This window comes from Streptomyces sp. NPDC104761 (assembly GCF_055583445.1).
Window position 1 is genome coordinate 165,605 of the sequence record NZ_JBVJNZ010000016.1, and the last position, 16,041, is coordinate 181,645.

General features: G+C 71.8%; 12 protein-coding genes. 3 read left to right on the plus strand and 9 right to left on the minus strand.

Going from position 1 to position 16,041, the window contains the following annotated elements:
• Positions 1 to 37: 37 nt before the first annotated feature.
• The 8 genes from ACZ63F_RS35115 to ACZ63F_RS35150 form a co-directional block, all read right to left on the minus strand.
• Entirely contained in the window at positions 38 to 1,057 is a 1,020-nt protein-coding gene (locus ACZ63F_RS35115) for a TIGR03842 family LLM class F420-dependent oxidoreductase (RefSeq protein WP_352362702.1), read from the minus strand.
• A gap of 11 nt (positions 1,058 to 1,068) precedes the next feature.
• Positions 1,069 to 2,472 carry a dihydropyrimidinase gene (hydA, locus tag ACZ63F_RS35120; RefSeq protein ID WP_469717399.1) on the minus strand — a complete coding sequence of 468 codons (1,404 nt, stop codon included), beginning with the start codon at positions 2,470 to 2,472 and terminating at the stop codon, positions 1,069 to 1,071.
• 127 nt (positions 2,473 to 2,599) lie between these two features.
• Complete coding sequence (locus ACZ63F_RS35125) at positions 2,600 to 3,442, minus strand: nitrilase-related carbon-nitrogen hydrolase (protein ID WP_352362706.1); 843 nt, start codon at positions 3,440 to 3,442, stop codon at positions 2,600 to 2,602.
• Between the two features lie 155 nt (positions 3,443 to 3,597).
• Positions 3,598 to 5,178, minus strand: coding sequence for a PucR family transcriptional regulator (locus tag ACZ63F_RS35130; protein WP_469717402.1), 1,581 nt, complete (start codon positions 5,176 to 5,178; stop codon positions 3,598 to 3,600).
• 172 nt (positions 5,179 to 5,350) lie between these two features.
• Positions 5,351 to 6,634: an aspartate aminotransferase family protein gene (locus tag ACZ63F_RS35135; RefSeq protein ID WP_469717404.1), complete on the minus strand. Its 1,284-nt coding sequence runs from the start codon at positions 6,632 to 6,634 to the stop codon at positions 5,351 to 5,353.
• The gene (locus ACZ63F_RS35140) at positions 6,631 to 7,473 is read right to left on the minus strand and encodes a nitrilase-related carbon-nitrogen hydrolase (protein ID WP_351959975.1); all 843 of its coding nucleotides are present in this window, start codon (positions 7,471 to 7,473) and stop codon (positions 6,631 to 6,633) included. The genes ACZ63F_RS35135 and ACZ63F_RS35140 overlap by 4 nt, the downstream gene beginning before the upstream one ends.
• Positions 7,474 to 7,731: 258 nt before the next feature.
• Positions 7,732 to 9,099, minus strand: coding sequence for a hypothetical protein (locus tag ACZ63F_RS35145; protein ID WP_469717406.1), 1,368 nt, complete (start codon positions 9,097 to 9,099; stop codon positions 7,732 to 7,734).
• 160 nt (positions 9,100 to 9,259) lie between these two features.
• On the minus strand, positions 9,260 to 9,511 hold the full coding sequence (locus ACZ63F_RS35150) for a helix-turn-helix domain-containing protein (RefSeq protein WP_351707725.1): 252 nt from the start codon (positions 9,509 to 9,511) through the stop codon (positions 9,260 to 9,262).
• A gap of 57 nt (positions 9,512 to 9,568) precedes the next feature.
• Between ACZ63F_RS35150 and map the strand changes: the two genes are divergently transcribed.
• Entirely contained in the window at positions 9,569 to 10,348 is a 780-nt protein-coding gene (gene map / locus ACZ63F_RS35155; RefSeq protein ID WP_469717409.1) for a type I methionyl aminopeptidase, read from the plus strand.
• 274 nt (positions 10,349 to 10,622) lie between these two features.
• Positions 10,623 to 13,172, plus strand: a complete 2,550-nt coding sequence (locus ACZ63F_RS35160; protein ID WP_469717411.1) for an ATP-dependent Clp protease ATP-binding subunit — start codon at positions 10,623 to 10,625, stop codon at positions 13,170 to 13,172.
• Positions 13,173 to 13,220: 48 nt separating this feature from the next.
• Here ACZ63F_RS35160 and ggt read toward each other — a convergent pair whose 3' ends face one another.
• Positions 13,221 to 15,032, minus strand: a complete 1,812-nt coding sequence (gene ggt / locus ACZ63F_RS35165; protein WP_469717413.1) for a gamma-glutamyltransferase — start codon at positions 15,030 to 15,032, stop codon at positions 13,221 to 13,223.
• Positions 15,033 to 15,175: 143 nt separating this feature from the next.
• On the opposite strand from ggt, the gene ACZ63F_RS35170 reads away from it, so the two are divergent.
• Entirely contained in the window at positions 15,176 to 15,940 is a 765-nt protein-coding gene (locus ACZ63F_RS35170) for a hypothetical protein (protein WP_469717415.1), read from the plus strand.
• The last annotated feature ends 101 nt before the right edge of the window (positions 15,941 to 16,041 follow it).

Consider the following 16,041-nt stretch of genomic DNA (forward strand, 5'->3'; position numbering starts at 1 on the left):
GACGGCGGGAAGGGGGAGACCAACTTCCAGGCGGGTGCTAGCCGTTGACGGCCGGGATGACCTTCGTCCCGTACGCGTCGATGGTGGCCTCCTGCGCGTCGTGCATGTCGTAGACGGCGAACTGGTCGACGCCCAGCTCGCGCAGGGCGGTCAGCTTCTCGATGTGCTTCTCGGCCGGGCCGATGACGCAGAAGCGGTCGACGATCTCGTCGGGCACGAACTCGGTGTCGGGGTTGCCGCTGCGTCCGTGGTGCGAGTAGTCGTAGCCCTGGCGGGCCTTGATGTAGTCGGTGAGTTCCTCGGGTACGGCGGCCGAGTGCTCGCCGTACTTGGCGACCAGGTCGGCGACGTGGTTGCCGACCATGCCGCCGAACCAGCGGCACTGGTCGCGGGCGTGGGCGAGGGCCTCGGGTGAGTCGTCCTCGGTGACGTAGGCGGGAGCGGCGACACAGATCCTGACCTCGGACGGGTCGCGTCCGGCGGCCACGGCCGCGTCCTTCACCGCCTTGACCATGTACTCGGTGAGGTAGAGGTCGGAGAGCTGCAGGATGAAACCGTCGGCCTCCTCCCCGGTCATCTTCAGGGCCTTCGGTCCGTACGCGGCCATCCAGACCGGGAGTTCGGCGCCCGGCTTGACCCACGGGAACCTGATGACGGTCCCGCCGAGGTCGGCCTCGCCGCCGCTGCCGAGGGCGCGGATGACCTTCATGGCCTCGCTGATCCGGGCGAGGGTGTTGGGCTTGCGGCCGGCCACCCGCATCGCGGAGTCGCCGCGGCCGATGCCGCAGACCGTGCGGTTGCCGAACATGTCGTTGAGGGTGGCGAAGGTGGAGGCGGTGACCTCCCAGGTGCGGGTTCCCGGGTTGGTGACCATCGGGCCGACCGTCAGCTTGCTGGTGTTGGCCAGGATCTGACTGTAGATCACGAACGGTTCCTGCCAGAGCACGGCGGAGTCGAAGGTCCAGCCGTAGCGGAAGCCGTTGCGCTCGGCCCGTTTCATCAGGCTGACGACCCGGGAGGCCGGCGGGTCGGTCTGCAGGACGAGTCCGAAGTCCATGGGCGCCTCTCCTAGTTGAGGTACTGACAGGTGGAGCGCGGGGTGTAGACGCCGTGCCCGGCGTGTCCGGTGTACTCGCGCTCGGTGATGACGGGTACGCCGCGCGAGAGGACCGTCTCGACGCGGCCGGTGAGGCGCTTGCCCTCGTACGCCGAGTAGTCGACGTTCATGTGGTGGGTCTCGGCGGAGACGACCTGCTCCGCATGGGGGTCGTAGATGACGACGTCGGCGTCGGCACCCGGGGTGATGGTGCCCTTCTTCGGGTACATGCCGAACATCCGGGCCGGGGTGGCGCAGGCGATCTCGATCCAGCGGCGCCGGGTGATGTGCCCGTCGACGACGGCCTGGTGGAGCAGGTCCATGCGGTTCTCGACGCCGGGCAGGCCGTTGGGGATCTTCGAGAAGTCGCCGCGGCCGAGTTCCTTCTGGCCGACGAAGCAGAAGGGGCAGTGGTCGGTGGAGACGACCTGGAGGTCGTTGGTCCTGAGTCCCTGCCACAGCTTGGCCTGGTGCTCCCTGGGGCGAAGAGGCGTGCTGCACACGTACTTCGCGCCCTCGAAGTCGGGCTCGGCGAGGTTGTCGGTGGACAGGAAGAGGTACTGCGGGCAGGTCTCGCCGAAGACCGGGAGCCCTTCGTCGCGCGCACGGGCGAGTTCGGCGACCGCCTCCATCGCGGAGACGTGCACGACGTAGAGGGGGGCGCCGGCGACCTGGGCCAGCTTGATGGCGCGGTGGGTGGCCTCGGCCTCCAGGAGGGCCTTGCGGACCTCGCCGTGGTAGCGGGGGTCGGTCTCGCCGCGCGCCAGCGCCTGTTCCACGAGCACGTCGATGGCGATGCCGTTCTCGGCGTGCATCATGATCAGGCCGCCGTTCTCGGCGGAGCGCTGCATGGCGCGCAGGATCTGGCCGTCGTCGGAGTAGAAGACGCCGGGGTAGGCCATGAACTGCTTGAAGGAGGTGACGCCTTCCTCGACGAGGAGGTCCATCTCCTTCAGCGTCTCCTGGTTCACGTCGGAGACGATCATGTGGAAGCCGTAGTCGACGGCGCAGTTGCCCTCGGCCTTGGCGTGCCAGGCGTCCAGGCCTTCGCGCAGGCTGTGCCCGACGCTCTGTACGGCGAAGTCGACGATGGTGGTGGTCCCGCCCCAGGCGGCGGCCCGGGTGCCGGTCTCGAAGGTGTCGGAGGCGAAGGTGCCGCCGAACGGCAGCTCCATGTGCGTGTGGGCGTCGACGCCGCCCGGGATGACGTACTTGCCGGTGGCGTCGATCGTCCGCTCGGCGGTGAAGGCCTCGGCGGCGGGGGTGCCGGTCGCCGCGAGGGCGGCGATGCGGCCGTCCTCGATCAGGACGTCGGCGTGGATCTCGTCGGACGCGGTGATGACGAGTCCGCCACGGATGAGAGTGCGGCCGACCATGGGTTCACGCTCCGTTCGGTTGTCGGGAAAGTGCCGGTCGTCTGTGGCTGGTCGCGCAGTTCCTCCCCCAGCCTTCGGCCGGGGGTACCCCCAGCGCCCCTTGCGGGGCGCTTTCAGCGGGGCGCGATCAGGGAGCCGTCAGGGGGCCGTACGCGTCCGGGCGACGGTCGCGGAAGAACTGCCAGCGGTCGCGGACCTCGCGGAGCTTGGCCAGGTCCAGGTCGCGGACGACGAGTTCGGTCTCCTTGTCGGAGGCCACCTCGCCGGCGAACTGGCCCTCCGGGTCCACGAAGTAGGAGGTGCCGTAGAAGTCGTTGTCGCCCAGGTCCTCCACGCCGACCCGGTTGATCGCGCCGACGAAGTACTCGTTGGCCACGGCAGCGGCCGGCTGCTCCAGCTGCCAGAGGTACCGGGAGAGACCGCGCGAGGTCGCGGACGGGTTGAAGACGATCTCGGCGCCCGCGAGGCCCAGCGCCCGCCAGCCCTCGGGGAAGTGGCGGTCGTAGCAGATGTAGACGCCGATCTTCCCGACGGCCGTCTCGAAGACCGGCCAGCCCGCGTTCCCCGGCCGGAAGTAGAACTTCTCCCAGAAGCCGGGGACCTGCGGGATGTGGTGCTTGCGGTACTTGCCGAGGTACGAGCCGTCGGCGTCGATCACGGCGGCGGTGTTGTAGAGGACGCCGGGCTGCTCCTCCTCGTACACCGGCAGGATCAGGACGAGGCCCAGTTCGCGGGCGAGGGCCTGGAAGCGCTGGACGACCGGGCCGTCCGGGACCTGCTCGGCGTACTCGTAGAAGGCCTTGTCCTGGACCTGGCAGAAGTAGGGTCCGTAGAACAGCTCCTGGAAGCACAGGACCTGCGCGCCCTGTGCGGCCGCGTCGCGGGCCGCCTGCTCGTGGACCTGGATCATCGACTCCTTGTCGCCGGTCCAGGCGGTCTGGAAGAGGGCGGCACGAATCACTCGGCTCATCGGGACCTCCGGTCGCTCGGTGTGCGAGAAGGCTAGAAAGCCCGGAAGCCCTGTTTGAGTTGCATCGTGTCACGTCTGCGGGCGCCCGGCGTGGCACCGTGTCACGCTGCCGTCGGCTCATGTTTCACCGCCGTTTTCCCAGGTCGTCGCATGTTTCACTGCTGTTGCGCGTCGTGCGCGAGGAGTGCGATGTGCACCGAGGCCGCCTGCTCGAAGTCGTCGAGGTCGACGCCGAGCCGGGTCTGTATCGCCTCGAGGCGGCGGTACAGCGCGGGGCGGGAGACGTGGTGGAGCTGGGCGGTGCGGGACTTGTTGCGGCCGGTGGCGAGGTAGGTCCGCAGCACGCCGAGCAGGTCCTGGTCGGCGCCGTTCCCGCACAGCAGGCCGTCCAGCTCGCGCTCGGCGAAGGACTGGACATGCGGGTCGTCCCGCAGCAGCCGGATCAGGCCGCGCAGGTGGACGTCCCTGAGCCGTACGACGGCCGGGAGGCCGAGGGCGTCGGTGGTGTCGGCGACGGCGTCCGCGACGTGCTGGGCCTCGCGCAGGCCGACGGGCACGTCGTCCCAGACGGTACGGGCGCCCGCGGCCGCCACCACCGCCCGGGGCCCCGCGGACTCGCCGTGCAGCCGGGCGGCGAAGTGCGCGGCGAGGGCGACGGCGTCCTGGTCGCGGGCGAGGCTGAGGAGGACGGCGGTGGTGCGCTCGGTGAGTTCGGCGACGAGTCCGGGCAGGCCCAGCAGCCGCAGGATCCGCTCCAGTTGGGCCGGTTCCGCGTCCCGTACGACGAGCGGGACGAAGGTCCGCCGGTTGACCGGGAGGCCGGCCGCCCGGGCCCTGGGCAGCAGCTGGCGGGCCGGTACGACCCCGGAGACCAGGTCGGTCAGCAGGCTCTGCGCGGACTGCTCCTCCCAGGTGTGGGCGGAGCCGCCGCCGAGCATGCGGTGCAGGACGAGGGCCTCGGCGCCCCGCTCGGCAAGGAGCCGGCCGGTGGCGGTGTCGCCGCGGTAGCCGCAGAGCATGATCTGGCCCCAGCGCTCGCCCCGGCCGCCCAGTTCGGCGCGGATCCAGCCGTCGGCCGCGCCGCCGCCGGCCTGCCGGGCGATGCGTTCCCAGTCCCGCAGCACGTCGTCCACGGCCGACCGCTCTCCCGCGGTGGCGAGGACCCGGTGCGCGAGGTTGGTGACGACGACCGGGCAGGCGCTGTGCACGGCGACTTCGTCGAGGAGCCGCTGGAGAGGGGCGGCGGCCGTGATGAGGCCGGTGAGGGCGGTGCGGACGGACTCCGAGAGGCTGACGGCGGCGAACTTCCGCCGGACCAGGCGGGACTGGACCTCCTCCGTCAGCTCGGCGAAGGGGAAGGGGCGGTGCAGGACCACCAGGGGGAGGCCGCAGCGGTCCGCTGCGCGGCGCATGGCGTCCGGTGGGGCGGGGAACGCGCGGCCGAGGCCGAGGACGACGGCCGCCGCCTCGGCCCGGTGCAGGGACTGGATGTAGTCGGCCTGTTTGTGCTCGTCACCGGCGAGCAGGACGCCGGTGGTGAGGACCATCTCGCCGCCGGTGAGCATGACGCCGACGTCGGGAGCCTCGGCGACGTGCACCCAGCGGACGGGGCGGTCGAGGTGGGTGGCTCCGGCCACCACCTCGGGGTCTCCGGCCAGGACCCGTTCCAGGGCGAGGATCTGGCGGACCGACAGTATGGGGTCTGTGGTGTTCGGGGGATCCCAGGTGGCGGTCATCTTGCGTGTCCCTTGGTCGGGTGTGGTGCGTTCGGCGGCTGCGGGCCGGTGGGGGCTGGTCGCGCAGTTCCCCGCGCCCCTAAAAGCAGGGGGCTGCAGGGCGCCCCTTCAGGGGCGCGGGGAACTGCGCGATCGGCCACGACGGCGCCGCAGCCGGCACACGGCGGGTCCCCTAGTAGGCACTCCGCAGCGCCTGTTCGAGGATCGCCGCGCCCTCCTCCGCCTCCGCCACCGTCAGGGACAACGGCGGGGCGATGCGCAGCGCACTCGTGTTGTGGCCGCCGCCCTTGCCGATCAGGAGGCCGCCTTCGCGGGCCGCCTCCAGGACGGCCGAGGCGGACTTGGGGTCGGCCTCGTCGGTGCCGGGCTTGACCAGTTCGACGCCGATCATCAGGCCGCGGCCGCGGACCTCGCGTACGCCGGGCAGCTGGGCGGCGACCGCGCGGAGGCGTTCGATGAGGAGGCCGCCGACGCGGCGGGCGTTGCCCTGGAGGTCGTGTTCCAGCAGGTACGACAGGTTGGCGAGGCCCGCGGCCATGGTGATCTGGGTGCCGCCGAACGTCGAGATGCTGTTGGAGTCGAGGCAGTTCATGATCTCCGAGCGGGCCACCACGCCGCCGATGGAGCTGCCGTTGCCGATGCCCTTGGCGAAGGTGAGGATGTCCGGCGGGCCGCTCTGGCCGTGTGCCTGCCAGCCCCAGAAGTGCTCGCCGGTACGGCCCCAGCCGGTCTGCACCTCGTCGGCGATCCAGAGGATGCCCTGCTCCTGGAGAACCTTGCGGAAGGCCGCGTACAGCCCGTCGGGCGGGGAGGTGAAGCCGCCGACGCCCTGGATGGGCTCGGCGATCAGCGCGGCCGGCGGCCGGGTGTGGCCGAGCAGGTCGCGCAGGTCGTCGACGCAGGCCGCGATGAAGTCGCGGTCGTTCAGCTCGGCGAACGGACCGCGGGTGCGGACACCGCCGTGGACGTACAGCGTCTGCAGCGGGGAGAGGGAGGTCGGGGACCAGCCCTTGTTGCCGGTGATGCCGACCGCGCTGAAGGAGCGGCCGTGGTAGCTGTTGCGCATCGCCAGGACGGTGTTGGTCCGGCGGTACGTGGTCGCGAGCAGCAGGGCCGTGTCGTTGGCCTCGGTGCCGGAGGTGGTGAAGAAGACCCGGGCGTCCGGGATGCCGCTCAGCTGGGCGATGCGCTCGGCCAGTTCGACCATCGGGCGGTTGAGGTAGAGGGTGGAGGAGTGGATGATCCGGCCGGCCTGCTCGCTCACCGCCTTCGTCACCTCGGGCAGCGCGTGGGCGGTCATCGTGGTGAGGATGCCGCCGAAGAAGTCGAGGTACCGGTTGCCGGCCGCGTCCCAGACGTGCCGGCCCTCGCCGTGGGTGATCTCCAGGGGCTCGTCGTAGTAGAGAGCCAGCCAGTCGGGCAGGACCTGGCGGTGGCGGGCGAAGAGGTCGTTCACGGCTGTACCAGCCCTTCGTAGGCGTCGGGACGGCGGTCGCGGTAGAAGGCCCACTGCTGCCGCACCTCGTCGATCAGGTCGAAGTCGAGGTCGCGGACGACGAGTTCCTCGCCCTTGTCGCTCGCGACCTCCCCCACGAACTGCCCCCGTGGATCGACGAAATAGCTCGTCCCGTAGAAATCGTTGTCGCCGTACTCCTCCTGGCCCACCCGGTTGATGGCGGCGACGAAGTACTCGTTGGCGACGGCGGCGGCCGGCTGCTCAAGCTGCCAGAGGTAGGCCGAGAGGCCGCGCGAGGTGGCCGACGGGTTGTAGACCAACTGGGCGCCGTTGAGGCCGAGTTGCCGCCAGCCCTCGGGGAAGTGGCGGTCGTAGCAGATGTACACGCCGACCTTGCCGACGGCGGTGTCGAAGACCGGCCAGCCGGCGTTCCCGGGCTTGAAGTAGTACTTCTCCCAGAAGCCCTTGACCTGCGGGATGTGGTGCTTGCGGTACTTGCCGAGGACGGTGCCGTCGGCGTCGATCACGGCGGCGGTGTTGTAGTAGAAGCCGGACTGCTCGACCTCGAAGACCGGGACGACGATCACCATGCCGGTCTCGCGCGCGAGTTCCTGCATACGGCGCGTGGTGGGTCCGTCCGGGACCGGCTCGGCCCAGCGGTAGTGCCCGGGTTCCTGGACCTGGCAGAAGTAGGGGGCGTTGAAGACTTCCTGAAATCCGATGATCTTCGCGCCGCGGCGGGCCGCCTCGCGGGCGTGTTCCTCGTGTTTCGCCACCATGGACTCGGTGTCGCCCGTCCAGGTGGCCTGGACCAGAGCGGCGCGTACGACGTTGGCCATGAGCTGCTCCTTCTACGCCCGTAGAGGGTCGAAAGTAGGCCTCCTCGGAGTCCTTGCCAAGACCATCGTCGTTAAGCCGCCGAGTCGATCGCGTTTCTTACCTGGCTGGCGGATGCGGGGCCGTCAGGGAAGCGCGCCGACTCAGCCGGGCGCCGTTTTCGACTGCGGGTGCGTGGGGGCCGGTCGCGCAGTTCCTCCCTCAGCCTTCGGCCGGGGGCACCCCCAGCGCCCCCAGGGGGTGCGCCTCGGTGGAACCCCTCAGGAGGCGAGGCCCGCCACCCGCAGGGCGTGCAGCAGGTCCCAGTGGCGCTGGTCGGAGATCTGCTGGGCCGAGCGGAGCAGCAGGGGCACCAGGCGCTGGGGATCCGGTTCCGCGCTGTGGGCCGTCTCCTCCGGGGGACGGACCTGGACGTACGTGTCCAGGAGGGCCCGGGCCTCGCGGTGGCGGCCCTCCGTGTCCAGGGCGAGGACGGCCTCGCCGATCTCCGGGGCGGGGCGGGCGACGCCCTGGCGCAGGATCTGCCGGCCGTCGTCGGTCCGGCCGGCGGCGGTCAGGGCGTCGGCGGCCGCGACGAGCCGGGCGGGCGGCAGCGAGGCCGCCTCCCACAGCAGCGTGGCCCAGTCGGCGCCGAGCCCGGTCCGCTGGAGGGCGTCCGCGAGCAACGGGAACCGGGCCGCGGGCCAGAGCGCGACCTCGGCGAGGAGCGCGTGCGCCTCCCCGGTGCGGCCCTCCGCCCGGAGCCGTTCGAGCATCTCGACGGCCGCGGCCACGGCCCGCCCCGACTCCTCGTCGGGCTCCGCCGGCACCGGCTCCGGCCGCGCCGGTGCCTCGACGGCCCCGGCGAAGCGGGCGCCGCGCGGGGTGCGGCGGCCGGTGGCGGCCTCGGGCACCGACGCGTCCGGCGCCTGCGGTGCGACCTGCGGCACGGCGCCGGGCGCGGCCTCGTCCTCGGCCAGGCCGGCGAACCGGGCACTGCCCCGCCGGCGCTTGCGCTGCTTGGCGGGGGCAGGCGCCGGGGCGGGCTCGGGAGTCACGCTGAGGGTCTCGGCCGGCGGTCGCCCGGCGGGCTCGGGAGTCACGGTGAGGGCCTCGGCCGGCGGTCGCCCGGCGGGCTCGGCCCGGTGTTCCAGCCTTCCCATCCGGGCCCGGAGCTCGGCGCACCGGGCCGAGGCCCGCTCGTGGTCGTCGCGGGCCCAGGCGAGGTCGATGTGCAGGGCCTCGGCCTGCTCGCGGGAGTGCGCGGAGTCGAGGGCGCGACCGAGCTGGGCCAGCCGTTCCGCGGCGTACCGCTGTTCGCGGAGGGTGACGTCGAGGCGGTCACTGAGGTCCTGGCGGGCGCCCGGCCGGTTGTCGAACGCGGCGAGCGCGTCCGCGTGCAGCCGGCGGGCCTGCTCGGCCTCACGCGCGGCGGCCTCGGTGCCGCGGACGGTCGCCAGGTCCTGGAGCAGCGCCTCCACGACGTCCCAGGGCGGCACCTCGCGTCCGCCGAGGCAGGCCTGCATACCGTCGGGATCGCGCTGCCAGAAGACGGCGCACCAGCCGCCGCCCTGGTCGAGGCGCGCCAGCAGGCCGTTCAGGTAGCTCGCGAACTCCCGTACTCGGCCCGGGAGTTGATCCACAGTCATCGCTCGACTCCCGCCAGACCGGAACACTCCGGTTCCGTAGGCAACACCAGTTGTGTTACGGAGTTGCTACGGGGAGTTTTCAGCGGGGACGCGGAGCCCTCATTGCCCGATCTTGACCGCTGCGCGGCACCCGCCGACGCGCGTCACGCACCGCCCCGTGTCACACGACGACCAGGGCGCAGCGCTCCACCAGGTCGTCCATCGAGAGGCCGAGCGCGCGGGCCAGCGCGGCAACGGTGAAGAAGGCGGGGGTCGGCGCCCGCCCGGTCTCGATCTTGCGGAGGGTCTCGGCCGAGATGCCCGCCGCGGCCGCCACCTCCGTCATGCTCCGCCCGCCGCGCGCCTCGCGCAGCAACCGCCCGAGCCGCTCGCCGCGTTCGCGCTCTTCCGGAGTGAGAGGGGTGCGCACCATGCCGTCATTCTAAGCCGTGATTCCAATCCGGTCGAGAAAGCCGGTATATTAATTGGCATGGTGGAACTGAAGACAGACACATCGATCGACGCCATGTACGCGTCGGGCCAGGTCGTCGGGCGGGCCCTGACGGCCGTACGCGAGGCCGCCGGCATCGGCGTCTCCCTGCTCGAACTGGACGAGGTGGCGCGGGAGGTGCTGCGCGCGGCCGGGGCCTCCTCCCCCTTCCTCGGCTACCGGCCCTCGTTCGCGCCCACCCCCTTCCCCGCCGTCATCTGCGCGTCCGTGAACGACGCGATCGTGCACGGCATCCCGACCGGCTACCGGCTGCGCGACGGAGACCTGGTCTCCATCGACTGCGGCGCGGTGCTGGACGGCTGGGCGGGCGACTCGGCGATCAGTTTCACGGTCGGCAGGCCCCGCCCGGCGGACGTACGGCTCGTCGAGACGGCCGAGCGGGCGCTCGCGGCGGGCATCGCGGCGGCGGTCGTCGGCAACCGCATCGGCGACATCGCGCACGCGGTCGGCCGGGTGTGCCGGGACGCCGGCTACGGCATCCCGCAGGACTTCGGCGGACACGGCATCGGCCGCCGTATGCACGAGGACCCCGGGGTGCCGAACGAGGGCCGTCCCGGCCGCGGTCTCCCGCTCCGGCACGGCATGGTCCTCGCGATCGAGCCCATGCTGATCGGCGGCGGCCGGGACGGCTACCACGCGGCCGAGGACGGCTGGACCCTGCGGACGAACGACGGTTCCCGGGCGGCCCACGCGGAGCACACGGTGGCGATCACGGAGGCGGGGCCACGCGTTCTCACGGCCAGGAACCCGGAGAGCTGAACCCGGAGAACTGCCGGCGGCCCGCCCCGGCCGCCGGTCACGTGACAGCACGCGCGCCGACGCACCGGCCGGGTTCCGGGAGCGGCCGGTGCGACGGCGCGGCGCCTGCCAGGCACGGCCCGGCCCGTCGCCCGAACTGCTGGACGTGCCCCCCTCCGGCGGGCGTGCGAAGGTGGTGTGACCGGGCCCCTGCAGGGGCACCCGCGTGGACCGGCACGTCGACCAGCGAGCGCGTCCCACCAGGCGCCGGGACGCCGGAACGGAACGAACGCTCATGACCAGCGGTTACCCCGGACCGGACAACTTCGGACAGGACCCTTTCGGAGAGTTCCTCGCACGCTTCTTCGGCGGCGGCGGAGCCCGCCAGGGCCCCCGGCAGATCGACATCGGCAGGCTGCTGAGCCAGCCGGCGAGGGAGCTGGTCAAGGGCGCCGCCCAGTACGCCGCCGAGCACGGCAGCCGGGACCTCGACACCGAGCACCTGCTGCGCGCGGCGCTCGCCGCGGAGCCCACCCGATCCCTGCTGAGCAGGTCCGGCGCCGACCCCGACTCGCTGGCGACGGAGATCGACGGCCGCGCGGGACCGGTCCAGCACCCGCCGGGCGAGGCTCCCCCGCCGACCTCGCTCTCTCTCACCCCGGCCGTCAAACGAGCCCTGCTGGACGCGCACGACCTGGCCCGGGCCGGTGGGGCCGGATACATCGGCCCCGAGCACGTGCTGGGCGCGCTGGCCGCCAACCCGGACTCCGCCGCCGGGCACATCCTGAACGCGGCCCGGTTCGCCGCCGCAGGCCTGCCGCCGGACGCCGCCGAGACCGACCGCACGCTCGCCGGTCCGGACACCCGGCGACGTGCGAGCGGCACGCCGAACCTCGACAAGTACGGCAGGGATCTGACCGAGCTGGCCGGGGAGGGCCGGATCGACCCGGTGATCGGCCGCGACGACGAGATCGAGCAGACCATCGAGGTGCTCTCCCGGCGCGGCAAGAACAACCCCGTGCTGATCGGTGACGCCGGAGTCGGCAAGACGGCGATCGTCGAGGGCCTGGCCCAGCGGATCGCCGACGGGGACGTGCCGGACGGGCTCGCCGGACGCCGGGTGGTCGCCCTCGACCTGTCCGGCGTGGTCGCCGGTACCCGGTTCCGGGGCGACTTCGAGGAGCGGCTCAACAACATCGTGGGCGAGATCCGCTCACACTCCGACCAGCTGATCGTCTTCATCGACGAGCTGCACACCGTGGTCGGCGCCGGGGGCGGCGGCGAGGGCGGCGCGATGGACGCGGCCAACATCCTCAAGCCCGCGCTGGCCCGGGGCGAGCTGCACATCGTGGGCGCGACCACGCTCGAGGAGTTCCGCAAGATCGAGAAGGACGCGGCGCTGGCCCGCCGCTTCCAGCCGATCCTGGTGCCCGAGCCGACGGTCCCCGACACCATCGAGATCCTGCGCGGCCTGCGCGACCGCTACGAGGCGCACCACCAGGTCCGCTACACCGACGAGGCCCTGGTCGCCGCCGTCGAGCTCTCCGACCGCTACCTGACCGACCGCAGGCTGCCGGACAAGGCGATCGACCTGATCGACCAGGCAGGCGCGCGGGTCCGCCTCGGCGCCCGTACCAAGGGCACCGACGTCCGCGCCATGGAGCGGGAGATCGAGCAGCTCACCCGGGACAAGGACCAGGCGGTCGCCGACGAGCAGTACGAGCGCGCCACCCAGGTCCGGGACCGCATCGGCGAGCTGAAGACCCGCATCGCCGAACTCTCCGGTGAGGACGAGGCGGACGAGGGGCTGAACCTGGAGGTGACGGCCGAGGCGATCGCCGAGGTGGTGTCACGCCAGACCGGCATCCCGGTCAGCAGCCTCACCCAGGAGGAGAAGGAACGGCTGCTCGGCCTGGAGGCCCACCTGCACCAGCGGGTCATCGGCCAGAACGAGGCGGTCGCCGCCGTCTCCGAGGCGGTCATGCGCTCCCGCGCCGGACTTGCGAGCCCGAACCGCCCGATCGGCAGCTTCCTCTTCCTCGGCCCGACCGGCGTCGGCAAGACCGAACTGGCCCGCGCGCTCGCCGAGGTGCTGTTCGGCAGCGAGGACCGGATGGTCCGCCTGGACATGAGCGAGTACCAGGAGCGCCACACCGTCTCCCGCCTGGTGGGAGCCCCGCCCGGCTACGTGGGCCACGAGGAGGCGGGCCAGCTCACCGAGGTCGTCCGCCGCCACCCGTACTCCCTGCTCCTCCTCGACGAGGTGGAGAAGGCGCACCCGGACGTCTTCAACATCCTGCTCCAGGTCCTGGACGACGGCCGCCTGACCGACTCGCAGGGCCGCACGGTGGACTTCACCAACACGGTCATCGTGATGACGAGCAACCTGGGCTCCGACGTGATCACGCGGCGCGGTGCCGGCATCGGCTTCGGCCCCGGCGGCGAGGAGGCGACGGAGGAGGCCCGCCGCGAGCGGGTCCTGCGCCCGCTGCGGGACCACTTCCGCCCGGAGTTCCTCAACCGCATCGACGAGATCGTCGTCTTCCGCCAGCTCACGAGCGAGCAGCTGCGCCAGATCACCGAACTCCTGCTGGAGCACACCCGCCGCATGCTGCACGCCCAGGGCATCACCGCCCACTTCACGGACGCGGCGGTCAACTGGCTCGCGGAACACGGCTACCAGCCGGAGTACGGCGCCCGCCCCCTGCGCCGCACCATCCAGCGGGAAGTCGACAACCAGCTCTCACGCCTGCTCCTGGACGGCACGATCGCGGAGGGCAGCAGCGTGACAGTGGACGTCACGGACGGCCACTTGGAGTTCCGCCCGGAGAACGCGCCCCTTTAGGGGCGCGGGGAACTGCGCGACCAGCCCCCACGCACCCGCACCCGGCGTCTAGGACGAAGGATCCACCACCTGGGCCGATCCCCCACCCCTCCGCACGGTCTCCGCCGCCGCCAGCCACTTCCCACCCGGCAGCCGCTGCACACCAGTAGCCGCACCGATCTCCGGATTCAGGCTGAACGAGTGCCCGATGGCCTCCAACTTCCCCCTCAGCACAGAGTCGTTGTACAGCGCCGGCTCCAACTCGGTCTTCGCCGCGTTCCGCTGCGACGCCCGAGGCGCGGCGATCGCGTCCACCAGCGGCAGATGCCGGTCGAGGAACTCGGTCAGCACCTGCAGCACCGTCGTGATGATGGTCGCCCCACCGGGCGAGCCCACCGCGACCACCGGACGGTTCGCCTTGTCGAGCACGATCGTCGGCGAAATGGACGACCGCGGCCGCTTCCCGGGCCCCGGCAGGTTCGGGTCGTGCACCGCGGGGTTCGCCGGGGTGAACGAGAAGTCGGTCAGCTCGTTGTTGAGCAGGAACCCCCGCCCCGGAACGGTCATCGCGCTGCCACCGGTCTGCTCGATGGTCAGCGTGTAGGAGACGACGTTCCCCCACTTGTCGGCGACCGTGAGATGCGTCGTGTTCTCGCCCTCGTACGTGGTCGGCGCCGCCGTGCCGGTCGACCCGGGGTTGTTCGGGTCGCCCGGTGCGACCGGGCTGGTCAGTACCGCGTCGTCGCTGATCAGCTTCGCCCGCTCGTCGGCGTACCGCTGCGACAGCAGCCCCTTCGTCGGCACGTCCTCGAACGCGGGGTCGCCGACCCAGCGCCCCCGGTCGGCGAAGGAGATCCGGCTCGACTCGATGAAGTGGTGCAGGTACTGCACCTCACTGGCCTTGGAGAGGTCGGTGTTCTCCAGGATGTTGAGGGCCTCCCCGACCGTGGTCCCGCCGGACGACGACGGTGCGATCGAGTACACCTTCAGCCCGCGGTACCCGGTCTCGGTCGGGGCCTGCAGCTTGGCCCGGTAGGAGGCCAGATCCTGCACGGACAGCTTGCCCGCCCGCGCCTTCCACCCCGAAGCCGGGTCCACGGGCGGGTTGTCGACCGTCGACACGATGTCCTTGCCGAGGTCGCCGTCGTAGACGGCCCCGATCCCCTTCTTCCCCAGTTCCTCGTAGGTCCGGGCCAGTTCGGGGTTCTTGAAGGTGGAGCCCACCACCGGCAGCTTCCCGCCCGGCAGGAACAGCTTGGCCGTGTCCGGGAAGTACCGGAACCGGGTCTCGTTCGCGGCGGTCTGCGACTGGAAGGTGTCGTCGACGACGAACCCCTTGCGGGCGATCCGCTCGGCCGGTTTCAGCACCGAGCCGAGCCGCTCCGTCCCCCACTGGCCGAGCGCCGTCTGCCAGGTCGCCGGCGTCCCCGGGGTGCCGACGCTCAGCCCGCTGCTGACGGCGTCGGCGAAGGCGAGCGGCTTGCCGTTCTCCACGAACAGGTTCGAGTCGGCGGTCAGCGGCGCGGTCTCACGGCCGTCGATCGTGTGCACCGTACGGGACTTGGCGTCGTAGTAGACGAAGTAGCCGCCGCCTCCGATGCCGGCGGAGTAGGGCTCGGTGACGCCGAGCGCGGCGGCGGTGGCGACGGCCGCGTCGACCGCGTTGCCGCCCTTGCGGAGCACCTCGATACCGGCGGCGGTCGCGTCGGCGTCGACGCTGGAGACCGCACCGCCGTAGCCGACGGCCACCGGGGTCTTCGCGGTGGGGGGGGGGGGGGGGGGGGGGGGGGGGGGGGGGGGGGCCCCCCCCCCCCCCCCCCCCGACACCACGGCGGCCGAGACCGCCAGGACCGTCAGTTTCCGCGCGACAGGGCGACGCATCCGCACCTCCAGTTCCGGAACGTCCGCGCAGCGTACCGACGGGGCCGGGGCCCCGACAGCCACATTCAGGGCACTGTCATATGACCGCCACACTTCGAACACGGGTACGTTCCGGCCACCTGTGACCGCTAGCATGCGCGCCCATGAATGACGACCTGCGCAACATTATCCTCGGCGTCGTGGCGGCCGGCATCAGCGCGGCGCTCGGCTGGCTGGCCCGCACCTCGCTGTGGCGCCGGAGCCTACGCCGCAAGCAGGCCTTTTTCGGGCTGCCGGAGAACTCGGAGTCGCTGCTGGTCGTCAACCGCGATCCGGCCACCTCGGAACCGGCCGTCCACCGTTTCGACGTGTTCGCGCTCCTGGAGCTGGCCGCGCTCATCAAGGACTGCGGCGCGAACCTGCAGATGGTTACCCAGGACAACGTCCAGCAGGGCTTCGGCGAGCGGACCGAGTTCTGCGTCGGAGGCCCCGGGTCGAATCGCCGCATGCTCGCTCACATGTCCGCGATGCTGCCCGGCGTCCGCGTCAACATTGACCCGGAACCGGGCCCGGACCGCGGCGCCTTCCAGATCGGTGCCGAGCGCTACCGCCTCGATCCGGGCATCACGGAGTACGTGCTGCTGGCCCGCCTCACCGCCGGCCAACGCCCCGACGCCCGCCCGGTGTTCCTCTTCTGCGGGCAGCGCGCGATCACCAACCAGGCGGCCACCCGCTACCTCGCCCGCAACCACCAGCGGCTCGCCCGCAAGCACGGCAACAACTCCTTCGTGCTGCTCCTCAAGGTCGTCAACTCGCAGGCGTACGGCCCCGACGTGGTCGAACTCGTCGAGGACGTCACCCGTGCCGCCCAGGCCCCGCTGCCGCCCGACGCCACCGAGACGCCCCGCGCCTCGCACCGCGCCTCCTGACCGCCCGCCCGGCTCAACAGTCTTTACTGGTACGTAACTTACCGACGGGTTACTTGCAGTAGGGAGTCGCGGTTACCGTCGGGTCACTTTGCTCTGACACA

Bases quoted from the DNA above. Each gene is read 5' to 3' on its own strand.
- ACZ63F_RS35115 (WP_352362702.1), bottom strand. From the start codon at position 1,057: ATGGACTTCGGACTCGTCCTGCAGACCGACCCGCCGGCCTCCCGGGTC.
- hydA (WP_469717399.1), bottom strand. From the start codon at position 2,472: ATGGTCGGCCGCACTCTCATCCGTGGCGGACTCGTCATCACCGCGTCC.
- ACZ63F_RS35125 (WP_352362706.1), bottom strand. From the start codon at position 3,442: ATGAGCCGAGTGATTCGTGCCGCCCTCTTCCAGACCGCCTGGACCGGC.
- ACZ63F_RS35130 (WP_469717402.1), bottom strand. From the start codon at position 5,178: ATGACCGCCACCTGGGATCCCCCGAACACCACAGACCCCATACTGTCG.
- ACZ63F_RS35140 (WP_351959975.1), bottom strand. From the start codon at position 7,473: ATGGCCAACGTCGTACGCGCCGCTCTGGTCCAGGCCACCTGGACGGGC.
- ACZ63F_RS35145 (WP_469717406.1), bottom strand. From the start codon at position 9,099: ATGACTGTGGATCAACTCCCGGGCCGAGTACGGGAGTTCGCGAGCTAC.
- ACZ63F_RS35150 (WP_351707725.1), bottom strand. From the start codon at position 9,511: ATGGTGCGCACCCCTCTCACTCCGGAAGAGCGCGAACGCGGCGAGCGG.
- map (WP_469717409.1), top strand. From the start codon at position 9,569: ATGGTGGAACTGAAGACAGACACATCGATCGACGCCATGTACGCGTCG.
- ACZ63F_RS35160 (WP_469717411.1), top strand. From the start codon at position 10,623: ATGACCAGCGGTTACCCCGGACCGGACAACTTCGGACAGGACCCTTTC.
- ggt (WP_469717413.1), bottom strand. From the start codon at position 15,032: ATGCGTCGCCCTGTCGCGCGGAAACTGACGGTCCTGGCGGTCTCGGCC.
- ACZ63F_RS35170 (WP_469717415.1), top strand. From the start codon at position 15,176: ATGAATGACGACCTGCGCAACATTATCCTCGGCGTCGTGGCGGCCGGC.